The 23,168-nt window shown below is 69.8% G+C and carries 17 protein-coding genes; 2 read left to right on the top strand and 15 right to left on the bottom strand.

The window, feature by feature from the left end; translation table 11 throughout:
• Positions 1 to 9: 9 nt before the first annotated feature.
• The 10 genes from GXY85_07680 to GXY85_07725 form a co-directional block, all read right to left on the bottom strand.
• Positions 10 to 1,326: an efflux RND transporter periplasmic adaptor subunit gene (locus GXY85_07680; protein ID NLW50711.1), complete on the bottom strand. Its 1,317-nt coding sequence runs from the start codon at positions 1,324 to 1,326 to the stop codon at positions 10 to 12.
• Between the two features lie 190 nt (positions 1,327 to 1,516).
• Positions 1,517 to 1,669 (bottom strand): hypothetical protein, encoded by a 153-nt coding sequence (locus tag GXY85_07685; GenBank protein NLW50712.1) that lies wholly within the window; start codon positions 1,667 to 1,669, stop codon positions 1,517 to 1,519.
• Positions 1,666 to 2,358, bottom strand: a complete 693-nt coding sequence (locus tag GXY85_07690) for an HlyD family efflux transporter periplasmic adaptor subunit (GenBank protein NLW50713.1) — start codon at positions 2,356 to 2,358, stop codon at positions 1,666 to 1,668. The genes GXY85_07685 and GXY85_07690 overlap by 4 nt, the downstream gene beginning before the upstream one ends.
• 57 nt (positions 2,359 to 2,415) lie before the next feature.
• Positions 2,416 to 4,974 (bottom strand): HlyD family efflux transporter periplasmic adaptor subunit, encoded by a 2,559-nt coding sequence (locus GXY85_07695; protein NLW50714.1) that lies wholly within the window; start codon positions 4,972 to 4,974, stop codon positions 2,416 to 2,418.
• A gap of 34 nt (positions 4,975 to 5,008) precedes the next feature.
• Positions 5,009 to 6,421, bottom strand: coding sequence for an HlyD family efflux transporter periplasmic adaptor subunit (locus tag GXY85_07700; protein NLW50715.1), 1,413 nt, complete (start codon positions 6,419 to 6,421; stop codon positions 5,009 to 5,011).
• Complete coding sequence (locus GXY85_07705) at positions 6,411 to 8,840, bottom strand: hypothetical protein (protein ID NLW50716.1); 2,430 nt, start codon at positions 8,838 to 8,840, stop codon at positions 6,411 to 6,413. The genes GXY85_07700 and GXY85_07705 overlap by 11 nt, the downstream gene beginning before the upstream one ends.
• Before the next feature lie 92 nt (positions 8,841 to 8,932).
• Entirely contained in the window at positions 8,933 to 10,267 is a 1,335-nt protein-coding gene (locus GXY85_07710) for a hypothetical protein (protein NLW50717.1), read from the bottom strand.
• A 545-nt stretch (positions 10,268 to 10,812) separates the two neighbouring features.
• A complete protein-coding gene (locus tag GXY85_07715; GenBank protein NLW50718.1) occupies positions 10,813 to 11,511 on the bottom strand; it encodes a hypothetical protein in 699 nt (232 codons plus the stop codon).
• A gap of 330 nt (positions 11,512 to 11,841) precedes the next feature.
• Positions 11,842 to 12,195, bottom strand: coding sequence for a hypothetical protein (locus GXY85_07720; protein ID NLW50719.1), 354 nt, complete (start codon positions 12,193 to 12,195; stop codon positions 11,842 to 11,844).
• 29 nt (positions 12,196 to 12,224) lie between these two features.
• The gene (locus GXY85_07725; protein ID NLW50720.1) at positions 12,225 to 12,440 is read right to left on the bottom strand and encodes a hypothetical protein; all 216 of its coding nucleotides are present in this window, start codon (positions 12,438 to 12,440) and stop codon (positions 12,225 to 12,227) included.
• A gap of 254 nt (positions 12,441 to 12,694) precedes the next feature.
• Here GXY85_07725 and GXY85_07730 point away from each other — a divergent pair, with 254 nt between their 5' ends.
• Positions 12,695 to 14,260, top strand: coding sequence for a sigma 54-interacting transcriptional regulator (locus GXY85_07730; protein ID NLW50721.1), 1,566 nt, complete (start codon positions 12,695 to 12,697; stop codon positions 14,258 to 14,260).
• Positions 14,261 to 14,444: 184 nt separating this feature from the next.
• On the opposite strand, the gene GXY85_07735 is transcribed toward GXY85_07730, so the two are convergent.
• The 5 genes from GXY85_07735 to GXY85_07755 form a co-directional block, all read right to left on the bottom strand.
• Positions 14,445 to 15,032, bottom strand: a complete 588-nt coding sequence (locus tag GXY85_07735) for a membrane integrity-associated transporter subunit PqiC (GenBank protein NLW50722.1) — start codon at positions 15,030 to 15,032, stop codon at positions 14,445 to 14,447.
• 1 nt (position 15,033) lies between these two features.
• The gene (locus tag GXY85_07740; GenBank protein ID NLW50723.1) at positions 15,034 to 16,131 is read right to left on the bottom strand and encodes an MCE family protein; all 1,098 of its coding nucleotides are present in this window, start codon (positions 16,129 to 16,131) and stop codon (positions 15,034 to 15,036) included.
• A 42-nt stretch (positions 16,132 to 16,173) separates the two neighbouring features.
• Positions 16,174 to 16,947 (bottom strand): ATP-binding cassette domain-containing protein, encoded by a 774-nt coding sequence (locus GXY85_07745; protein ID NLW50724.1) that lies wholly within the window; start codon positions 16,945 to 16,947, stop codon positions 16,174 to 16,176.
• A gap of 16 nt (positions 16,948 to 16,963) precedes the next feature.
• Positions 16,964 to 18,091, bottom strand: a complete 1,128-nt coding sequence (locus GXY85_07750; GenBank protein ID NLW50725.1) for an ABC transporter permease — start codon at positions 18,089 to 18,091, stop codon at positions 16,964 to 16,966.
• A gap of 89 nt (positions 18,092 to 18,180) precedes the next feature.
• Positions 18,181 to 19,347 (bottom strand): M28 family peptidase, encoded by a 1,167-nt coding sequence (locus tag GXY85_07755; protein NLW50726.1) that lies wholly within the window; start codon positions 19,345 to 19,347, stop codon positions 18,181 to 18,183.
• 202 nt (positions 19,348 to 19,549) lie between these two features.
• Here GXY85_07755 and GXY85_07760 point away from each other — a divergent pair, with 202 nt between their 5' ends.
• Positions 19,550 to 23,110 (top strand): hypothetical protein, encoded by a 3,561-nt coding sequence (locus tag GXY85_07760; protein NLW50727.1) that lies wholly within the window; start codon positions 19,550 to 19,552, stop codon positions 23,108 to 23,110.
• Positions 23,111 to 23,168 lie beyond the last annotated feature (58 nt).

Genomic DNA, 23,168 nt, shown 5'->3' on the forward strand with positions numbered 1-23,168 from the left:
TGGTGCTGGTCAGTCGCTCAGAATCGCCACTTCGTCGCCAGGCTCGAGCCCTGCGGCAATCACGGCCATTCCGTTGTGCTCCCCGGCGACTTCCACGGCCTGCGGTAGCCACGCGCCGCCGCGACGGACGAGGGCCCAGCGGCTATCCGCGGCCTCACGGAGGCATGCCTGTGGCACAAGCAGGACGGTGCGTGCCTCCGCGAGCGCTATCACGGCTTCACCGCTCATGTTCTGCGGCAGGTTCAGTCCTGCCGCGTGGTCGACGGCGATCACGACATCGTAGACGTTCACACCCGCATCTGGGCGCTCCTCCCAATTGGCGAACTGCGCCGTCCTCGAAAGGTCGTCGGCTGTGGCGCCGACCGCCGCCACCGTCCCGGCGAGCGTTCTGCCCGGCAAGCCGGGAATGCTGAGTTCGACCGGCTGCCCCACCGATATCTGCGCTACCTCGTCCTCGCCGGCGCGAGCGACAAACGCCCACTGCGACGGATCCAGAACCTGGGCGATCGTCGCCGTCCAGAGCGGTCCGACGCCGGGACGTGCCTTGCCGCCGACGTAGATGGGAGGGCGAACAACGATGCCGGCCATCGGCGCCCTGCGCGTCTCCCGCTCCTGGCACCCCAGCCAGTGGTCGAGCGCGGCCTGCTGCACTTCGCCCGCACGCTCCGCCTGCGCGAGGTTCGCCGCGTGCAGTGCGCGGGCAGCGGCCGCCGCCTCTCGCGCCGACTCGAGCGCCGACTCCGCCTGGGTGACCGCGCGCCGCGTGTCGAGCAACTCGGCATCGCCAGGCTGGTGCGTCAGGACGGCCAGGTCCGCCTTCGCTTTCTTCAACTGTGCCTCGGCCAGGCGGTGCTTGTGATCGAGTTCCCGTGCGCTTTCCCGCGCGGTCAGGCCCTTCTCCGCCAGGCCCTTTGCGCGGGTCAGAGCGGTGGCCGCTGCGTCGCGCTCCAGCCGACAGCGCTCGCACGCCAACTGAGCCAACTGGAGGTCGCCCTCAAGGGGCCCTTCGTCGAGCGCCTCCAGGCGTATCCGGGCGCGGCGGAGCGCAATGTCCGCCGCGCGCACGGTCTGCTGGTCCGTCATCTCGGCCAACTCGAAACGGGCGCGGGAGAGGCCCTCGCGCACCTTCCCGCGTCGCAAGTCCCGCTTCCGCTCCGCGACCCGTGTCTCGACCGTCTCGTTGAACACCGACGCCACTGGATCGCCCGCAGCTACGGCACTCGCTTCGTCCGCCATCCAGCCGACGATCATCCAGTAGCAGTAGTGGCTGACGATGTCGTGCCAGTGCGTGGATCTCACCTCGCCGGGCAGCGTCAGCGTGGGCACGAATACATGACGGCCAGCGACTACGCTCAGGCCGCTTGGCGTGAGCCGCGGAGGCGCGCTGAGGTCCTCCGCGCCCCAGGCAAGCCTCGCAGCATGCACGCACACGAGGAGCGCGACCGCCCGCACGACTCGCCGGCTATCCACAGGCAACACGGGCCGTCCTCGCAGGAAGCAGGAAGACACGCCGTCCTCAGGCATGAGCGGCCGGCACCCACGCTCCGGCCGCAGGCATTATGGCCGCACCCGGCACCACCGTCAACACACATTCGGCCGCCTGCACCTCCACGCCGCCGCGCACGCCGTAGACCTTGCTCAGCCCCTCGACCTCGATCAGGCTACTCATGGGATGCTCCCTACACTGGATGTCTCCTCGTCCTCAGCCGCTCCCCCATCCGCCCCGCCTTCAGGAGCGGCGAAGATCTCCACCATCGCCGACATGCCAATGCACAGCGGCGGCTCCTCGTCCAATGCCACAATCGCCTGGAACAACTGCCCGCCCCTCACGACCGTCTCGTCGCCCCTGGGGCGCACCCACCAGTCAAGCTCGGGCCAGGCCACGACGTCCGCGACGCGCCCGCTCAATCTGCGCTTGGGCACCCCCGCAAGGCTGACGAGCGCCGGCGCCCCTCTCTGCACCTTGAAGAAATCCGACTCGTCCAGCAAGGCGTGGACCTTCAGCTGAGTGTCGTCGGCGACGCCCATGAGGTACCTGCCCTTCTGCACCTCCTCACCGTCTTCCACAAAGCGATCAACGACCAGCCCCGACACGGGCGACATCACGTCTGCCTGAACCGACCGTTCGACTCGCCTGCGGGCGCCCTCGCGAAATGCGGCGAGGCCGGCCTCCGCGGCCTTCATCGATGCCCTGGCGACCTCCAGGTTCACCTCCGCCAGGACCTCCAACTCCTGAAGGGAAGCGCGCGCCACTTCGAGGGCGGAACGTGCGACAGCGCGCTCCGCCTCCGTCGCGCCGGCCAGCACGCGGTCATGCCGTGCGACCTTTGACTGGAGGATACAGAGCGCGTACGCCAATGCCGCCGTCCAGCTGCTTGCAGAACTGCCCACAGATCAGCAACCAGAAGCCCTCCGCTAACGCGTCCGGCTAGCAGGGGACAACCCTCCGACTTCGCCCTGCGCAGCGGGCGAACGCGATGTCTGCGCCGCGGGCTCCGGCCGGTCACTGCGGTGAGGCACTCGGCTGTCGGCAGTGGGAAGGATCTCAACCACGGCGGACATTCCAATGCATATTGGGGGATCCTCCTCAAGTTCAACTGTCGCCCTGAAGAGCCTACCTGCTCGGCCTTTCAACGAATCGGCGCCCGGTCGGTACCATGGCGGCGTGCCGAGCCAGTCCGTAATGGCAGACACGCGGCCGTGGAAGACCTCGTCGGGCAGGGCGGCCAGGCGAACGGACGCGCGGTCCCCGATCGCCAGGCGAAAGAAACCAGACTCGTCCATCATCGCATGCACGCATCCCCTCTCCATTTGGGCGACGCGCATCAACCACCAGCCCGCCTGGACTTCTTCCCCTTGCTGCACATAGAGGTCGCACACGATTCCCGTCGCGGGCGATTTCACAACTGCCAAGGCCGCTCTCTGACGGTGCCGGTCAACTTCGCGCCGGAACGCAGCAAGCCGTGCGGCGGCAACCTTCGCCTGAGCCGCCGCAACGCGAGTGTCCGCCTGAACGCGGGCGTCCACTTGCTGGAGCTCAGTGCGCGCACGCTTCAGGTTGGCCTCGGCAACGGCGATCTCGACTGCAGGAGCGCCCCGTGCAACTCGGGCCAGCGCGGCGGACGCAGCTACTTCGTGCGCTGCGCTCACGGCTTCTGCCAACTCACGCTGCTCGACATCCACAGCGGAAATGAGACCTGGGCCAAGCATGTCCCGGCTCGCGGCGAGGCGGTCACAGTCATCTTGGAGTTCCCGTTGGGACTCCACAAGCTCGTTCTCCGCCCTGATCCGTTCGGACGCGAGGGGGCGGGACGTCACCCGCTCCAGCGCGAGTTCCTGCAGAGCCACGTCCGTTTCCGCCGCGCGGCGCAGGAGCGGGGCAGACTGATCCCGGAGTTGCTGCTCGAGTTCAGCCGCACGCAGCAACCCCGTCAGGCGTCGTAGTTCGCTCTCGTCCTCGCTACGCCAGTCTTCCTCCAGTCCAGCCTCGACGCGCGCCACGACGTCGCCGGCCTGGACGAGGGTTCCCTCCTCGACGACCTCCGTGACCCGTCCCGAAAAGGGCGCGGTGACAGCGCGCTCCGACTCCCCCGCCAGGAGGCCGGACAGAACGATGGCATCCGGACGCAGAGAGGATGCGTCATCAGCACTGCGTGAAATGCCTGGCCGGCCCCGCGAGGCGCCCGTGCTGCCGGCCTCACGGTCCGGCCCGCCCGACGCAGGGGAGATCCACCCGACGGCAGCCATGCCGGGACGGGCGCGTGCACCCGCGTCCCTCACGACGATGATAACGGTGCCGCACGGCGTGCCGCCCCCGCCGCCGGTCTCCGGATGCGCGAGCCGGCTCGCTCGCACGACGGGGAGCACAGTCTCCACTTCGCCCTTGCAGGTCAACCCGGGGATGGCGCGGAATCTCACCTCTGCCTCGTCGCCTCGGGTGATCGCTAGGAGGTCCTGTTCTGCGACCTCGGCCCTGACACGGAGGCCGTCGCCACCGACAACGGAAGCGACCGGTTGGCCACCGTAGACGGGCGTTCCGGGTGAGACCCTCCCGTCCGTCCCCAGCCCGTACGCAACATCCCAGTTGTCGCCGTGGCGCACACGCCCGGGCGCAGGCGCGCGGATCGTCAGGGCCTCCACCTTCCTTTCCAGGACGGCCAGCTGCTTCGTGGCCTGCGCCAACTCCTCCAGCTGCGCCACCTCGCAGAGCACGTGCCGCCTCTGCGTCTCGACTTCGTACCGGACCTCCGCGATCTCCAGGTCCAGGGCCGCCCGCTGGGCCTCGAGTGCCGCCTGCCGTGCGGCGAAGGAGGCGCCCTCTCCCTCGACCTCTTGCAGCACCTGTCGGAGGCAGTCGCTGTGGGATGCAAGTCGGAGGGTCTCACGCTGCGCGTCTGTCATGTCCCGGTCCGAACAGACCCCCGCCTCCTGTGACTCGGAGAGAATCCCGAGCCTCAGCTCCGCGAACCGGCAGCGGGCCTCATTGGATTCGAGATGGAGCTTGGCCAGACGTTGGTCCTCGTCGGTCGGCATCGCCTTGAGCAGCGCCAGCCGGTCGTTCGCCTGCTGAACCCTCATCCGAGCCGTGCTGCACTCGGCGCGAAGCCGGGCGAATGCGGCGCTTGCGTCCGCCCCGACCTTCTGCGACTTGGCATCCAGAACCTGCAGTTGGTGTTGGCTGATCGAGCGCTCCTCCATGAGGTACGGGGCATCCAGGAGCACAATAGCGTCCCCCTCCTCCACAGGAGCCCACTCGGGCACCATCGTGTGCACGACCGGCACATGCATCCGGTTGATGTGTATGGTGCACAATGCGTCCTTCGACAGCATCGGCTCGGCAACGCCCTCGAAAGCAATGCGAGTAGCGGCCCCCGCAGACGGAGGCGAGGGTCCCGTCGCATCTGCGGCCAGCCCGAGGCCGAAGGCAGACGCCGCCCACGCCAGCAACGCCACGCCGCAGGTCACCGAACCCACTGCCCTCTTGTGATCTGTCCACACAGACACGCCGCTACCCCTCGGGAAGCAAACGGACCCACTGGCCGGTGGTGAGGCCGGACTTCACGACGGCGAAGGTTCCGTCGGTCGCCAACAGCTCGATCGCCGTCACCCGGGCACGGTCACCATCGAGGACGGTGACCGTCCCGCCGCGGACGCATGCCTGCGGGATGACGAGCGCGCTCGGCACCCCAGCCACCGTGACCTCCGCCCGACCGCCCATTCCTGGCTGGACGCCGGCCGGCGCAGAAGCAAGCTCGATGTCGACCTCCAGGAAGCGCATGCCGGGCACCCCTTCCTCCTCGACCAGGGCACTGCCCACGCTCACAACCGTTCCCTCCAGCGGCTGCCGCGGGAGCGACAGCAGGCAAACCCGGGCGCTCTGGCCTGCCTCGATGAGCTGGGAATCACACTCCCGGGCTCTGGCGCTGAACAGGAGCGTGGACGTGTCCGCAAGCTGCACAAGCGCCCTGCCCCGACGCGCTCCCTCCCCGAGGGCGGCCCTTCGGCCGCCAGGCGCGAAGACCGTCCCGTCGTGCGGGGCCTCGATCCTCGTTCCGGCCAAGTCCTCGCGCAGTCCTGCCAGCTTGGCCCGCAGGCGTTCGAGGTCCTCCCTCGCGGAGGCAACGGCCACCTCAGCCTGTCGGGCGCGCCCCTCGCTGCTTCCGCGAGCTTCTTCCAGCGAGGCCCGCACGCCTGCCAGTTCCGCCCGGGCGGCGTCCAGGTCCTCCTGGCCTGCTCCCTCCTGCACCAGGTCGAGCAAGCCCCGGGTCTTCTGTTGCTCCAGCGCCGCAGTGTAATGCGCGAGTTCGGCTTCCCTGAGTTCACGTTGGCTCAGAACGCCGTCGTCGAACAGGATCCGCGAGATCTCCCGCCAGCGTTCTGCATAGGCGCACCTGGCCGATGCCTCGTCCAGTGCGGCTTGTGCCGATGCCAGGTCCTCAGCGAACGGCCGGCCCTCCACCATCGCCAGCCGCGCCTCGGCCACGGTCAGGTCCGCTTCCAGGTTCTCTATGTTGGCGCCGATTCCCCATTTGGTCCTCTCGGAGGCGGCTTCAGCGGCGGCCAGTTCGGCTTCCGCTGTGTTGATCTCGCCCACAACGTCCTCGACCTGACTCTCCAGAGACGTCGGATCCAACCGGACGATCACGTCGCCCGCCTTGACCGCGGCCCCTTCGGGAGCCATGTAGGTGATGACGGGCCCTGACAGCGGGCTCGTGATCTGCGTCGCCTCGGCCGCGCGCAGGTCCCCGACGCACTGAACAACGTGCTCGAAGTCGCGCAGACGCGCCTGACTGGCAAGGGGGCCCCCGGCGGGTTGCTGCGGCTGCACGCCCACTGCACCCACAGCGCACAGGGCCAGCGCACAGGCAACCGGCGTGCGCCTGCGCCGTGCGAAGCGGCTCCCTGTCGGTTCAGTCCGCATCGTCGGCCGCTCCCGATATGGACTCCTTGTCTGTGCTCCGAGCATAGCCCGTCATCTCGGGCAGAACGTCGCTGGCCTCCATGTCCTCGGGCAGGCCAAACGCAATATCGACTCGACCGCACTGGACGCCGGACGCCCGCTTTGTCTGGCCGTCCCGACTCAGGACCTCCTCCCGGTCCTGCAGGATGGGCATGACGCCGAGAACGGTCCCCTGGAAGACCCGCCCCGGAAAGCACAGGAGTTCGATGCTCATCTCCATCCCCGGCTTGAACCGGGAGACATACGGCTCCTCCACAACGGCGTGGAACACAAGGGACGTCAGATCGGCAACGTAGCCGACGTTCACGCCTGCGACCGAGTCGCCGTCGCTGAGGCGGGCCTCCGTGTACTGAACGCTCTCGCAGAACACGACGTGCCCGGATCCGGGCGACCGGACAACGCGCGCCTCGTACTGCTCCTTGAACAAGCTCAAGAGATGCGACACGCGCGCCAGCGACACCTCGGTCTTGACCACAGCGGTCTCCTGCTGTGCCGCCGACAGTTCCCCCTCTGTACGCATCGCGTCGAGGTCGCTGCGCAGGCGCCGAACAGCACGCTCCGCCTTACCGAGCTCCGGGGCGTGGGTCCTGTTCTGCATCTGCGCCAACCGCAGGTTCTCCTCCTCAACCGCGAGCCCGGCGAGCACCGCCGCCAGCTCCAGCTCCTCAAGCCTGGCCTGTGAGTCGACCGCCGCCTCGCGAACAGCGAGCAGCCGGGCCAGGGCGATCTCGTGTTCCGCCTCCGCCCTGCGGACACGGGCCTCCGCCATCTCCGTCGCCGAAGAGGACGGGCGAGCCCGAAGCTGGGCCACGCGGAGTTCAGCAATGCGCAGGCGGAGGCCGGCCTCGTGCAACGCGTCCCGGTGCAGACGCGCGTCCTCCTCGCCCTTGAGCCTGGCCATGGCCAGTTCGGTCTCCAGCACTGTCGGGCCGTCTTCCCTTGTGCGGAGCAGCTCACGGGCAGCGTCGCCCGTGCACCGGACGATGACATCCCCTTCCTCGACCCGCTCATACTGGTCCGCGATGTCGGTGACGTGGCCGCCGGCCCACGGCAGGAAGATCCAGGCCTTGTCCTGGGCATCGACGCACCCGGGAAGCCGCAGGAAAGGAGGGTCGCCGGTCGGTCGCTCGCCATCGGTCCCCCCGGCAGGACCGGCGTCGCCGCCTGACACGGGCAAGACCACGTCCGCCGTGCCGCTGAGGCCGGGCATCAAACCGTCGGGCACCTCGCTGAGCGACACGACGATGTCGAAGAACTTGGGCCTGACCGCCTCCAGTTCGCGGGCCACGGAGAACCCCGACGGCTGGGTTGTCAGTGGGATGTCGACGTCTGCCACCTTGCCAGACAGCACGACACCGGGCAGGGCACTCAGACGGACCTCCGCCGCTTGCCCGGCTTGCAGGCGGCCGAGAAATGCCTCGCTTGCCTTCGCTCGGAAGCAGAAGGACTCACCCCCGATCAAGGCAGCCACGCGCTGGGACAGCTGGATCTCCGTCCCCGGCGCTACCTTCTCAGTTCCCCCACCGCCGGGAAGCCGTGCGTAGACGACGACGCCGTCGCTTGGAGCGCAGTGCGTAGTGCTGCTGAGGTTCCGCTTCGCCAGATCCAGTCGGCTCTGCGCCCGCTCGCACAGCGTGCGGCTGAACCGAACGCCGATCTCCGCCCGAGCGACCTGGTGTTCGGCCGCCGCAACAGCGGCGTCTGCCTTCGCTGCAGCGATCTCCTCCTCCAGTCGGGCGATGGCGAGTTCGTCGGGGTCAGCCCCGCGCTGCACACGGGCCAAGTCGGCCTCCGCACATGCCCACTCAGCCGACGCGATGTCGCGTGAAAGACGTGCGAGCGTCTTGGCCAGTTCGGACGTCCCGTGTTCCTCCGCAAGCTCCAGAACCGCCGCATACTGCCGCTCGGCCTCCTGCAGCATGGCCTTGCGTGCGGCGAATGTCGACTCTGCCCGGAGCAGGTCCGCACGGGTGGGCAGTGACTCCAGGTGAGCGATGCGAGCCCGGCAGAGCGCTAGGTCAGCATCTGTGCGCCCCCGCGCGACCTCCAGTTCGCCCTGACGCGTGGCGCGCTGCAACTGGGCGGACTCCAAGTTGAGTTCCGCCTTCTTGAGTGCGGACTCGGCAGCCTTCAGAGCTCTCCCGAACTTGGTCTGATCGACCTGGAACAGGAAGTCGCCCTCCTTGACGTGCGACCCCTCTGGGACGATCTTGTCGATCACAGTACTCTGATACTCCCAGTCGCATGTTCGACAGCCCACCCACACGGCGTCTGTGGCCTCTAACACGCCGGCCAACGCAACGACCTCGGAGGAAGCGGCAGGGCGGACGGACGCGGCAGTCCCGGCATGGGGGTCTGATGACTGGGCCCCCATGACCATGGCCAGGCAGCACAGGCCCGGAGCAAGCACGGAACCCAGCGCCAGCCACGCTGCCCTTGCCCGCACTCCCATCGACACCATCTCCGGGCCTCCTACTCGGCCAGCAGGGCCACTGTCTCGCCGGCCTCCAGCCCCAACGTCACGGCGAAGTGGTCCTCGTCCATCAGGTGCCCTTCCAGTTCGCGCGGACGCCACGCGCCCCCGGCCTTCACCAGAACCCACGCTCCGTCCGACGCAATCGCCACGCACGCCCGCGGCAGGACGAGACGTTGGGCCGGGGCCCCAACCTGCAGGGCAGCCCTACCGTTCATCCCTGCGCGGACATCGGCACCGCCGACGGTGCTGATGGTCACGTCGTAGAGCCCAACCCCTGTCCGCTCCCACGACTCCTCCTGGCCGAAGAACTGCCGTTCCGCCAGGTCGCGGGTTGTCAGGGCCACGGACGTCACCGTGCCGGCCAGCGGCCGCCCGCCCAGAGCAGACAGGTACACTGTCGCCGGTTGTCCCACGGAGAGGCGAGCCACATCGCGCTCGGCGGCGGACGCAACGAACACAACGCTGCCAGGATCAACAATCGTCACTATGGGAGAGACACAGAGCGTGTTCAGGCCCGGTCGTGCCTTCCCGCCCTTGTAGGTCGCGGGCCAACAGGTGACACCTGAGCGGTCCGCCTCGATCCGCAAGCTCGCCCGTCTCTTCGCCCACACGACTGCAGCCGCTTCTGCCGACCCGGCTGCTGCCTCAGCCACGGCCACGTCAGCACTCAGGCTCTCCTGCTCGCCAGCCAGAGCGTCCCGAGCTGCGGCCAGTGCCGCCTCTGCCTCCTCAACCTGGCCGCGCGCCGCCAGCAGGTCCTCACCCGACGCGCCTCGCAGAGTCTTCTGCAATGTCAACTCCGCCTCGTCCCAGTCGTAGCCGGCCAACGTGAGCTTGTGACGGATTGCCTCCTCGTCACAGCCCGCACGCGCATCGCTGGGAAGTGCCGCCAGCCTCGCGAGCGACTTGGCGAAGCTCTGGGATCTCAGGCGTGCCTTCTTGACGGCCACCTGCACGAGCGCCACTGCCTCGGGGGAGGGACCAGCCTCCAAGTCGCTCAGGTACGCCCGGGCTTCTTCCAGATCTTCCTCCGCCTTGCGCAATGCGTCCTCCGCCCGGTGCCTTGCAGCCGCGGCCCTCGCCTGAGCGATCCGCAGATCGGCCTGCGCCTCCCTGGCACGGTACGGTGCCTCCTCAACGCTGAGGAAGAACCATATGTAACTTCCCAGCACCGCTACCAGGTCCCCGGGCGCGACCACTTCTCCCTCGGGAATCAGCCACCGAATGCTCATCCACGTCGCATCACTGGATAGCACGTTCTGCTTCTGCGTCGCGACGGTCTCCCCAGGCAGCACGACAACTGGCGCAACGTCTGTGGCCTGCACGCGCACCTGGACCCCACTTGGCACAAGCCTGGGAGATCGCGACGCCTCCCGACCGCCCCCCCCAACAACCTGCACTGGCAGAGACGCAATGGCCGACGCTAGCCAACCAGCGACTACGAGCACACCCACACCCACAACAACACCTGCGCACTTCGGGGTGATTGCCATGCCAACAGCGCCCCTGGATCGGAGGGTCACACAAAGATGGAGTTCTGGAACGTACTACAACGACCCTACGGCTGCCATCCAGATATGGAGCGTCATTATAGTGGTTTCCCCCACTCTGTCAACCCGTGTGATCCCTGACTCGTCCCCAGTTTGCGGGACAGATGGGGCGGAGATTTGCGGAGGACTTAAGTCTTTGCTCTGCAATGTCTTGAAGGGTTTACTGTACATGGAAGAGCGCCTTCCTCTACGAAGTTTTTGTCAACATGTCCCCAGTGGGAGGAACTTCAATGGACAGAAGGCGCTCTCTGGCGGCCATGATTGGACGGCATTTCGCTCCCTGGCGCAAGAGCCGACGCACGACGCTGACCGCGTTGGTCTTCGGATTACTGATGGGCCGGCGGCTGGGGCTGGCCGCCATCGCCCGCCGGATGGCCGGTCCGGTCAGCGTGCGCCACAAGATCAAGCGGATCGGTCGCTTTGCCGGCAATGGCGGCGTGCGCAGCGAGGAGATCGAGTTCGCCGGCGCCCGCGGTGAGGATGCGCAGTCCTTGCTCCGCCCTATCGAGCTTCAGCTTCGCAAGCGAGACCCCGTGCTCGCAGATCGCCAGTTCCTCCCCGGTGGCAACCGTGCCGGACTCGACCAGGCCCCGCTGCCTTGCGAGCCGCTTCCTCGCCGCATCGAGCTCGACGCGGGCCGCCTGCACCGACAACTCGGCCAGCGCGACGTCGGACGGATCGGGGCCTTGCGCAAGCGTCTCCAGACGGTGCTCGGCCTGATCCAGGCGCCACTTCGCACGCAACGTCTTCCGGCGACGGTCGGCCGCCTCAAGGTCGGTCTCGGCACGCAACGCGGCCTCGTCCGCACGGTTGCGGGGTACGCGCCAGACTTCGTGCTGCGTCCCCAGGCCGAAGCCGTAGTTGTCGACGGTCGCGACGAGATCTCCCTCGTTAACGAATGCCCCCTCGGCAGCGAGCCAGCTTATGCCGGTGTACTGTCGGTAGCTGCTGATGACGTCCCGTGACTTCGTCGAGACGAGACGACCGGACAGCTCCAAAGTCGGCACGAACGCGCGGCGCTCCACGACTACACTCAGGCCGCTTGGCGTGAGCCGCGGAGGCGCGCTGAGGTCCTCCGCGCCCCAGGCAAGCCTCGTAGCGTGCACGCACACGAGGAGCGCGACCGCCCGCACGACTCGCCGGCTATCCACAGGCAACACGGGCCGCCCTCGCAGGAAGCAGGAAGACACGCCGTCCTCAGGCATGAGCGGCCGGCACCCACGCTCCGGCCGCAGGCATTATGGCCGCACCCGGCACCATCGTCAACACACATTCGGCCGCCTGCACATCCACGCCGCCGCTTGGGCGGGCGCCGCGTCCCCTGCCGGCGGGGATCCGCACGCGCCGCCAGACGATCAGCGGCGGACGGACAGCAGGTCGTTCTGCGCGTTGCGCGCGTAGGTCGTCACCCAGGTGAGGGGGCCGTCCCCGCGACGGGCGATGACGGCGAGCAGCTCGGTCGCGCCCGCCTCGAGCCGGAAGTACCAAGACACCACGCCGCGCGCGCGCCGTCGCGCGCATGCGGGCCGGTATCCGCGTGCGAACAGCTCGTCGCGGGGCACCAGCACAGCACCGAGGAAGAGCGCCAGCGCCTCCTCACCGGACAGGTCCAGGCCCGCCCTGGCGTGCAGCCGGCTCAGGGCGTGTGCCGACACGTCCAGGGTCTCGGCACCGCAGAGCTTGAGGAACCGTGCACCGCTCGTGGCCATCGTACGCCTCCTTCGATCCGGGGCCTCGTTCAGACGTTCTCCCGTCCCAGGCGCGGGGCGGGCCGCTGCAGGGCCAGGGCGGCCTTGAACCGGGCCTTGAGCCGGGCCTCGAGCCGGGCGGCGGCCGGCTCCCACTGGGGCGCAAAGGCGCGAACCGACGCCTGCCCGTCCGACGCCCAGACGGCGTACGCCGGTTCGGGCCGCCGCTCCCCCTCCTGCCGAATGTGCACCACCCACTGCCGCATCGCCGTCCTCCCTGTGCTGAAGAAGGTGTCCGCAGACCGCGCTCCCCATGAGCACCGGCCGTGCCAGCCGCCGGGCCCGGGCCGTTTTTCTGCGTAAGCTCTGCCCCGCCAAGCGTTTACGACACCCGAGCCCGCGCCGCCCGAGGCGGCGTGCACCGCAGGCGTCCATCAGTTATTAGTCTGCCTCCGTCAACGGTTGACATGCGCCGGGCGTCGTCGGGTATGATGGGGCCACCACAGGGAGGATGCAGGGGATGGCGAAGCGACGGGACGTGGCGGTGCTGACCTACAACGGGGTGGACGGCGCGTGCGCGGCGGCCATGGCGCTCCTGAGGCATCCGCGCGCCGAGGTGCTGGTGACGAGCGCGAAGCGCGTGGGCGGCACGCTGCGCGCACTGGCCGGGCGCACGTGCACGCCGGCGGAGGTGCTGGTGTGCGGGTTGGGCGTCTACTGCCCGTGGGAGGAGGTGCGCGAACCGGCCGCCCGCCTGCGCAGGAGGGGCGCCGAGATCACGTGGTTCTGCGGCCGCGGCTATCTGGAGCCGGAGGAGGCCGAGTTTGCGCGCGTGTGCCGGCCCGTGTTCGGCAGTCAGGGGAGCAACACAGGGTGCGTGTGCACGCACCTGGGCCTGGAGGCGCACGCACGGGCACGCGCCCTGCTGGACCTGGCCGGACGCGACCCGCGCATCGCGCCGCGCGCGGGCACGGCGCCGCCGGACCAGGCGTTCTGGATCGACCTGATCGAGGCGTCCGTGGGCGAGTACTTCAAGTATCAGGACGAGGAGACCTACACGCAGACCATCGGGAAGCTCGCTGCGGGCGAGCGCACCGAGGCCGACCGCAAGCGGGTGGAGGTGCACCGCCGGACGGGCCTGGCGCACGTGCTCTGGGGCCGGCGGGCAAGCATGCAGAGACTACGGACGAGGATCCGCCTGTGCGCCGAGGCCGACGAGCCGGTGCTGATCGTCGGAGAGTCCGGCACGGGCAAGGAGTACGTCGCGCACCTGGTCCATGAACGCAGCGCGCGCGCCATGGCCCCCCTGATCCCGGTGAACTGCGCGCTGTTCGCCGGCAACGCCGCGCTGGCGAACTCGACGCTGTTCGGGCACGTGCGGGGCGCGTTCACGGGCGCCGTGCAGGACCGGGACGGGGCGTTCGTGTCGGCCGACTCCGGCATCCTGTTCCTGGACGAACTGGCCGAGCTGCCCCTGGAGGTTCAGGGGAAGCTGCTGCGGGTGCTGGAGGACGGGTGGGTCACGCCCGAGGGGAGCGACCGCCCCCGGAAGGTCGACGTGCGCATAGTGACGGCCACGAACCGCAACCTGCCGGCGTGCATTCGCGCGGGCACGTTCCGCAGCGACCTCTACCACCGGCTGGACACGTTCACGATCCACGTGCCCGCCCTGCGCGACCACGTGGACGACGTGGAGGCCATCGCGCGGGCCGTCCTGCCCTCACTGCTGCCCGAGGGGCGCCGGCTGAAGCTGTCGGCGCAGGACGTCGAGCACCTGCGCGGCTACGACTGGCCGGGCAACGTGCGCCAGCTCATCAAGGTGCTGAAACGGGCGGCCTGTCTGGGCATGTCGCCGGCCGACGCCATCGACGAGGAGCGCGCGCTGGGCCCGCTGGTCGAACAGGCGGAGGGCGAAGCCGCGGGCGGCCGCCTGTGGCCGCAGAGCGCCGAGGACGTGCGGACCATGGCCGAGATGAGGGCCGACTACGCTGCATGCGCGCTGGCGCTGCATGCCGGGAACCTCTCGGCGACGGCCCGCCGCCTGGACATCGCCGTCAACACGCTGAAGTCCTACCTGGCCGGATAGCAGCCCGTTGAAGGAGTGTGGAACAGCCGCCCCGCCCGCCCCGGCGGGCAAGCCCCGTCGGGCAGGCCTCGGCTGTCGGCCCAGATCTGGAACGGCCTCACTGCAGGCAAGAACGCACAGGCGAGGGCGCCTGTGCCACACAAAAGGACTTCTTCAACGGGCCGGATGGGCCCGGGCGGGGCCGTCACGGCGCGATGGCGGCCGCGATCTCCCGGCTCAGATCGGCAAGGGCCCGGCTATGCGCGGCGACGGCCGCTGCGGCGGTGCGGCCGTCAAGCGGCACGTGCACGACGGACAGGCGGTCGGCGACCTCCCCCTCCCCTCCCGCCCGGGTGACCGACCACCGGGCCGAGAGGACGACCTCGCGATCGTCCACACATTCGAAACCCAGGACGAAGACGGCCACCGCGAAGTCTGCGCGCGCGGCCTGTGCAGCGGGGCCGTAGGTGACTCGTTCGCTGGGGAGGAGGCCGGACAGGTTGTCCGCCAGCGTCCGCGCGATGCCCTCGTCGAGCGGCTCGCCCCATCGGTCGAACTCCGCCAGCGTCAGCTCCGAGGCCCCGCGGCGGGTGGTGAGCGGACTTCGGTCAAGATAGGCGGGCACCGACACACGGGCGACGGCCACCGAGGGGCCCTGTGCGCCCTGCGTCGTCGCCCGGGGCACGGCGGCCGTCAGCACGTACAGGCGAGCCGGATCGCTGCGCATGCATCCGGCCAGGGCCATCGCGAACGCCGTTGCCAGTGCCAGTTCTCGCACGGCCGGCCGCGCCATCTCAGCGTCCTCCTTTGCCGTAGACCAGCGACTCGGGGTGTCTCTCCAGGTAGTCGGCCAACTCCCGCACTGCGCGGGCGGCGGCGTTGAGTTCTCGAAGGGCGGCGTTCACGTCCTGCCGCACGCCCGCCGGGCCTGAGGCCGCCGCCTCCACGGACTGCAGCACTGCCGAGGCGGCGCGGATGACCGACTCGGCCGACGCGAGCGTCTCGGCGACGGCCCCCCCGACCGACTGCACCTGGCCGTCCGTGCGCTCGATGAGCGCGTCGAGCCGGCGCAGCGTCTCGGTGTCGGCCCTCCGCACCATGCGGCGGCCCTCGGCCAGGGCGGTGCCGACGGCGGCGACGATGAGGTCGATCCTCGAGTCCGTGCGCTCGATCACGCACCGGGCCTCGGCCAGGAGGCCCCGCAGGTCGGCCGGCAGTCCGCCGGCGTCCGTGACGGCCTTGAGGTTCCCCACCAGCTCGTCCAGGGACTGGACGACTCGTCGCAGATCGGCGGAGTTGACCAGTTCATCGATGGCTTCGGCGGTGCTCTGCAGGTTGGCGACCATCTCCTCGAACGGCAGGTTCTCCAGCGTCCGGGCAATCTGCTCGATGCTGGTGGGGATGGTGGCGAGTTCCGGGTAGGCGCTCTCGATCCCGGTCAGCCTGGGCTCGGAGCCGGGTCGGAACTCGAGCGCAACCTGCAGCATGCCGGTGACGAAGTTGCGCGTCTGCAACTGGGCGCGGAAGCCGGCGGTCGTCAGCATCTCGGCCAGCCCGTGGGCATCCGGCGCCGGGTCCGCGTCCAGCGTCCGGCCGTCGCGGACCCGGCGGAACGCACTGCGTTCCACCTCGATGACGACGGGGGCCAGTTGTTCAAACGTCTCCACGTCGAGCAGGACCGATATCTCCTCCACCGATCCCACCTGGACGCCGGAGAGCGTCACGGGCGATCCGACGCTGAGCCCCTTGAGCGAGCCGCGGAAGCAGACGACAAAGCGCACGGTGTCGGCAAAGAAGCGGCCGCCCCCGAACACCAGAACACCGGCGACCGCCAGCACGGCGGCGCCCAGGGCAAAGGCCCCGATCATCGTCGGGTTCGCTCTCCTGGCCATAGGTCTCGTCCTTTCCCAGGGCCTCCACCGGAGCGAGGCCGGTCAACGGGCGCGCCCGCCCCCTTCCTCGCCGCGCGTCAGGAACGCCCGGACGCGCGGGTCCTGCGACTCCTCCCGGAGCGTCCTCGGATCGCCGGCGGCGATGATCGTGCGCGCCTCCGAATCCAGCAGTACGGCGCGGTTGCCGATAGTGAAGATGCTGGCCAGTTCGTGCGAGACCATCACGATGGTGGTCCCCAGGCTGTCGCGAAGCTCCATGATCAGGTCGTCCAGCCGGCGGGCGTTGACGGGGTCGAGTCCCGCCGAGGGCTCGTCGAAGAACAGCACGTCCGGGTCCAGGGCCATGGCGCGCGCCAGGGCCGCACGCTTGCGCATGCCGCCGCTGATCTGCGCGGGGTAGTAGCCCTCGAACCCCGCCAGGCCCACGAGCGCCAGCTTCAGGGCCGCCAGGTCCCGCACCTGCGAGCGCGGCATGTCGGTGAACTGCTCCAGGGGCAGTGCGACGTTCTCGGCCAGGGTCAGGGCGCTGAAGAGCGCGCCGGACTGGAAGGACACGCCGATGCGCCGCTGCACCCGGCGGCGCCCGTCGGGGTCGGCGTCCCACAGGCTCACGCCGTCGTAGAGCACCCGGCCGGAGGCGGGCTTCTTCAGCCCGACGAGGGCGCGCAGCACGGTGCTCTTGCCGCTCCCGCTGGGGCCCATGATCACGAACACGTCACCGCAGCGGACCTGGAAGCTGAGCCCGCGCAAGGTCACCTCCTCGCCGTAGGCCAGGGTCAGGTCCTCCACCTCGATGCACGCATTGCCTGAGGCCATTATCGCCCAATTCGGGTCAAATGCCCAACACCGTCGACATGACGGCGGCCACCGAATCGATCACGATGACGGCGACGATGCCCGTCACAACCGCCGAGGTGGCCGCCAGGCCCACGGCGGCGGCGCTGCGCCCGCACTGCAGGCCGCGCAGGCATCCCGCCACGGCCACGGCGACGCCGAAGATCAGGGCCTTGCCGACGCCGATGCCGAAGTCCGTGAGCCGGACGGCCGCCCAGGTCTCCTCGAAGTACTGCGCCAGCGGAATCCCGAACATGGCCCACCCGACCGCCGCCCCGCCCAGTATGCCCATCAGGTTGGAGTAGAGGCACAGCATCGGCATCATGAGGGCCATCGCCAGGATGCGCGGCATCACCAGGAAGTCGAACGGCGAGACGCCCATCGTCTCGAACGCGTCCACCTCCTCGTTGACCCGCATGGTGCCGATCTCGGCGGCGAAGGCGGCGCCCGAACGGCCGGCCAGCAGGATGCCCGTCATGACCGGGGCCATCTCCCGCACCATGCCGAGCCCGACGCCGGCAGCGATGAAGACCTCCGCCCCGAACGCACGGAGCTGATAGGCGCCGACGAAGGCCAGGATCATCCCGACCAACGCGCTGATCAGAGCCACGATCGGCAGCGCGCGCACGCCCGAGTCCTGGATGACCAGCCAGAGGTCGACCGGCCGGAACACGGCGCGCCCCCGCAGAAGCCGCCCCAGCGAGAGCAGAGAGTCGCCCAGGAAGGCCAGCAGCTCCCCTGCCGACCGAACCAGTTCCGCCACCCGCTCCCCGACCCCGGCCAGGAGCCCCGTGCGCACGGACGGCCGCGGCACATCGCGGCGCGGCGCCACGGCCGAGGCCAGCGACAGAAGACGCGTCAGGCCGGCCGGCATGTCCTCGAGGACCACCGGCAGACCGCTCTCGTCCCCATAGGCCTGCAGGGCGCGCAGCAGCGCCAGGAGCGTGGAATCCCAGTCCGCGATCCCGCGGCCGCTGCAGTCGATGCGGCCCGTGGCCTTGCCGACGCCCTCCAGGATCCGGGACCGTTCGGCCGCCACGTCCACCGTCACCCAGCGCCCCGACAGGGCCACCCGCAGGCTCCCCTGCGGCGTGGCCTCCAGGGCGGTCTCATGGCCCGCGTCCATGCACATGCACCTTTCGACGGCCGGGCCGCTGAAACGGCCGGCACGTCCATTCCGACGCACACCCGCCGGGACGGCACAGACGGCCCCGCTCACACCCCCCGGCAGGTCACGCCGAACTGACCCATCCACTCCTTCACCAGCTCCACGCCCACGTCGACGCACCGGTCCAGGTTCGCGCGGTCGACCCATCGCAGGTCGTCCATCGGGCTGTGCGTCGGCGGCCGGCGCCCGGAGCAGTCCGAGCCGATCGACACGGCCTCGACGCCGATGGGCACGAAGGTCGAGGCGTCGCCGCCGCCGCGATTGCGCACGACGAACGCCACGTCGCTGCGCCGCTCGGCGTAGGCGCCGACCTGCCGCTGCAGGCCCTCGCTGCCGCAGACGCTGATGCGGGGCCGGGAGTCGGGGGCGCCGACGACGTCGAAGACCAGCAGCCGCTTCACCTTCAGCGCCTCGTCCCGACAGTTGTCCACGTACCACTTCGAGCCGAACACGCCGAACTCGTGCCCGCCCCAGCCGACGAACCGCAGCCGGGCCCCGCATTCGGCCCCGGCGAACCGCTGCGCGATCGCCAGCACCACGCCGATGCCGGAGGCGTCGTCGCTGGCGCCCGGCGAGTTCGGGGACGCCTCGTGGTGGGCGCAGACCAGGATCACGGGGCCGTCTTCCGGGCCCTTCTCGCCGAACACGTTCCCGGTGGTGCTCTCGGTCTGACGCGCCCGGATCACCATCCGCACGTCCTTGCCCGCCGCCTCGAACAACTGCGGCCCGACCTCCCCGCTCACGCCCATCGCCGGCAGCTTCGACTCCGGCGTGCGGAACATCTTGGTCGAATAGGTGTCCGGGAGGACGCTCTGCATCACCGCGCCGACCGCCCCGGCGGCCTCGAGGTTCAGGAGCAGCGGGTTCCGGTCGGTCACCTCGTTCGTCTCGGACTCCCTGACCAGGGCGATCCTGCCCGCCACGTCGCCTGAGAAGCCGCCGGTCCCGTCCGGCCGGACGGGCGCCAGCGGGGCCGTCACGTCGCACCCCACGCTGTAGAACTGCGCGCCGGCTTCGATGGGCCGGCCCTCCAGGTACATCTCCTCGCCTTCGAACTCCCAACCCGGACACGGGAAGCGCATCTGGCGCGTCTCGTAGCCCATGGCTGCGAGCTGCGCCTCCATCCAGTCACCCGATTCCCGCTCTCCGGGCGAGCCGGTCCAGCGATTCGGCCACGTCTCAACCAGGTGCTCACAGTAGTCCAACGCATCCATCGTTCGGCTCCTCTGTCGGCACGGAGGACATCCAGTGCCTAAGATACGCCCGAACCGCCGGCGATGCAACCTCGGCGCCGCCCGGGCACGCGGCGGGCACGGCCCGCGCGGCGCCTGTTGAACACCGATGGGGGTTGTCGTAGACTCGCCGGCGAGTGCTGTGCAATCCGGCTTCTGGACTCTGCGGGGCGGAGGGACGGTCATGGTGAAATGGGACAGGGCTTGTCGCCGGGCGACGCCGACACGTGAGCGGGTCTTCCTTCACGGGCTGTGGCAGTGGCAGCCGGGGGACGACGCGGCCGCAGCGGCTCCGGCCGACGGGTGGACCGAGGTGCCGGTCCCGGGCCCGTGGCCCGGCGGGGAGGGCCGGCCGGACGTGGACGCCGCGTGGTATCAGACGCGCATCGTCGTGCCGGAGCACTGGGCCGGCCGCCGCGTGGCACTGACCGCCGAGTTCGTCAACTCCTTCGCCACCGTCTACCTGGACGGCCGGAAGGTGGCCGACATCCGCTTCCCGGCCGGCGAGGCCGACCTGACCCCCATGTGCCGGCCAGGCGGCGAGCATGTGCTGAGCATCCTGGTGCGCGCCATGCCGCTGCGCGCCGTGATGATGTCCTACAACGACTCCGACGCGGCCAAGGAGGTGAAGGGCCGGGTGGGCATGCGCGGCCTGTGCGGCGACGTCTGCCTGGAGGGCACCCCCCGCGCGGCCCGCATCGACCACGTGCGCGTCGAGACCTCCGTCCGCGCGTGGCGCCTCGCCTTCAGCACGGCCCTGAAGGACGTCGACCCCGCAGCCACCTACGTCCTGCGAGCCGAGGTGCGCGACGGCGTCGAGACGGTCAAGGAAGTCGTCGGCGAGCCGTTCCGAGGGGCCGACGCCCTGGCCGGGCGCGTGACCTTCGGCGAGGACTGGCATCCGGACAAGCTCTGGGACATGCACACCCCCGGGAACCAGTATGAGGCGACCGTCTCGCTGCTGGCCGCCGACGGGACGCTGCTGGACGAGGCCCTGCCGGAGCGGTTCGGCTTCCGCGAGTTCTGGATCGAGGGCCGCGATTTCTACCTGAACGGCACGCGCGTGTTCCTGTCCTTCGCCCGCGGCCAGCGGGGCTGGACCTACGAGGAGACGCGCAGGAGCCTGGAGCAGCGCCGCAGCGTCGGCATCAACTTCGTGGCGGTGGGCGGCTTCGGATGCCTGCCGGGCGCCCACCGGGGCTTCGACGGCGTGCTGCGCGCCTCCGACGACTACGGCACCGTCGTGGCCCTGACCCAGCCGCACTTCAGCGCGTACGACTGGGACGCCCCCGACGCCGAGCAGACGAACGGCTACGCGCGGCACGCGGAGTTCTACGCGCGCGTGGCCGGCAACCATCCGTCCGTCGTCTTCTACGCCGCCAGCCACAACGGCACCGGCTATGCCGAGGACATGAATCCGGACCTGATCGACGGCCTGGTGGACCGCACGCAGTGGTCGCGCGGCCCCAACGTGGAACGCGCCGAACGCGTGCGGGCGATCATCGAGCGCACGGATCCCACGCGCGTGATGTACCATCACTCGTCCGGCAACCTGGCCACGATGCACACCAGCAACTTCTACTCGAACTTCACGCCCGTGCAGGAGATGAGTGACTGGTTCGGCCACTGGGGCACCGTCGGCGTCAAGCCCGTGCACACCTGCGAGTATGGCGCGCCCCTGTGCTGGGACTGGGCGATGTACCGCGGCTGGTACAAGGGCAAGCGCGAGTACGGCAGCGCCTCCGTGCCCTGGGAGTTCTGCATCGCCGAGTGGAACGCGCAGTTCATGGACGCCGAGTCGTACAAGATCAGCGCGCACGAGGCGGAGAACCTGCGCTGGGAGGCCGAGCGGTTCCGCAACGGCGAACTCTGGCACCGCTGGGACTGGCCCTACGACCTGAACTACCTGCATCCGGAACGCGACCCCGTGCTGGCGATGTACTTCGCCGAGAACTGGCGTGCGTTCCGCACGTGGGGAATGTCGATCACCGCGCCTGAGGGCTACGGGAGCCCGCTCTCGACCGCCGCCCTGATGCGCAACAACCGCCCGCTCCTGGCCTACATCGGCGGCCCGTCCGGCGCCTTCACCCGCAAGGACCACAACTTCCGGCCCGGCGAGTCGTTCGAGAAGCAGCTCATCGTCATCAACAACTCACGGGTGACCGTCACGGCCGACTGCACCTGGACGTTGCACCTGCCGCGGCCCGTCCACGGAAAGCGGGTCATCACGCTGCCCACGGGCGAGCAGGAACGCATCCCGCTCCGGTTCGCACTGCCGGCGGGCCTGCCGGCCGGCCGCTATGAGTTGACAGCCATGGTGCACTTCAGCAGCGGCGAGACGCAGGCCGACACCTTCGCGATCGACGTGCTGCCGGCGCCCGCCGCCGTGCGCGCGCGCCGCCGGATCGCGCTCTTCGACCCGAAGGGCGAGACCGCCGCGATGCTGAAGAAGCTGGGCATCGCCTACCGGCCCGTGGACGCAACGTCGGACCTGAGCCGCTACAGCGTGCTGGTCATCGGCAAGGGCGCCCTGACGCTCGACGGCCCGGCCCCCGACGTCACCCGCGTGCGCGACGGGCTGAAGGTGGTCGTCTTCGAACAGACGGGCGAGGTGCTCGAGAAGCGCTTCGGCTTCCGGATCGCCGAATACGGCCTGCGATGGGTCTACAAGCGCGTGCCGGACCATCCGCTCCTCGCCGGCCTCGCCGGCGAGCACCTCCGCAACTGGCGCGGGGATTCGACGACGCTCCCGCCGCGGCTGAAGTACGAACTGGCCGTCCACTTCGATGGCCCCGAGGTCGAATGGGCCGGCCTGCCCGTCTCGCGCGGCTGGCGCTGCGGCAACCGCGGCAACGTCGCCTCGGCGGTGATCGAGAAGCCGGCGGCCGGCGACTTCCTGCCCATCCTCGACGGCGGCTACTCCCTGCAGTATGCCTCGCTGATGGAATACCGCGAGGGCGACGGCATGGTGCTGTTCTGCCAGACCGACGTGACCGGCCGCACCGAGGCGGACCCCGCCGCCGAGGCGCTGGTGGCCAACATCGTGCGCTACGTCGCCGCCTGGAAGCCGACGCCGCGCCGGACGGTCGTCTACGCGGGCCAGAAGCCGGGCCTCCAGTATCTGAAGGCCGCCGGCGTGTCCCCGACCGCCTACGCCGGCCGCCTGTCGGCCGACCAGGTGCTGGTGCTCGGCCCCGGCGCGCGCCGGGCCGTCGGCGAGAAGGCCGCCTCCGTGAAGCGATGGGTCAAGGGCGGCGGGCCGGTGCTGGCCGTCGGGCTGACCGGCAAGGAGGCCTCCGAACTGCTGCCCCTGGAGGTGAAGACCACCCGGGCGGAGCACATCGCCGCCTGGTTCGAGGCCTTCGGCGTCGGGTCGCCGCTGGTCGGCGTCTCGCCGGCCGACGTCCACAACCGCGACCCGCGCACGCTGCCCCTGGTGGACGACGGGGCGACGCCGGTCGGCAACGGCGTCCTGGCCTTCGCCGAGGACTTCGGCGTCGTCTTCTGCCAGCTTCCCCCGTGGAAGCTCGACTACTCGGGCGAGAAGATGAACGTCAAGCGCACGTTCCGCCGGCTGGCCTATGCCGCCAACCGGCTCCTGGCCAACCTGGGCGCCGCCGGTGCGACGCCGCTGCTGGCGAGCGTCTCCCGGCCGGTCGGCGACGGCGAACGGCGCTGGCTGGACGGGCTCTACCTGGACGTGCCGGAGGAGTGGGACGACCCGTACCGCTTCTTCCGCTGGTAGCGGAAGGACGACGCCCCGCCGCGAGCAGTCGACGGGGCGTGCGCGCTCGATCGGGGCC

It is taken from the genome of Candidatus Brocadiaceae bacterium (assembly GCA_012728835.1).
GTDB lineage: Bacteria > Planctomycetota > Brocadiia > SM23-32 > SM23-32 > JAAYEJ01.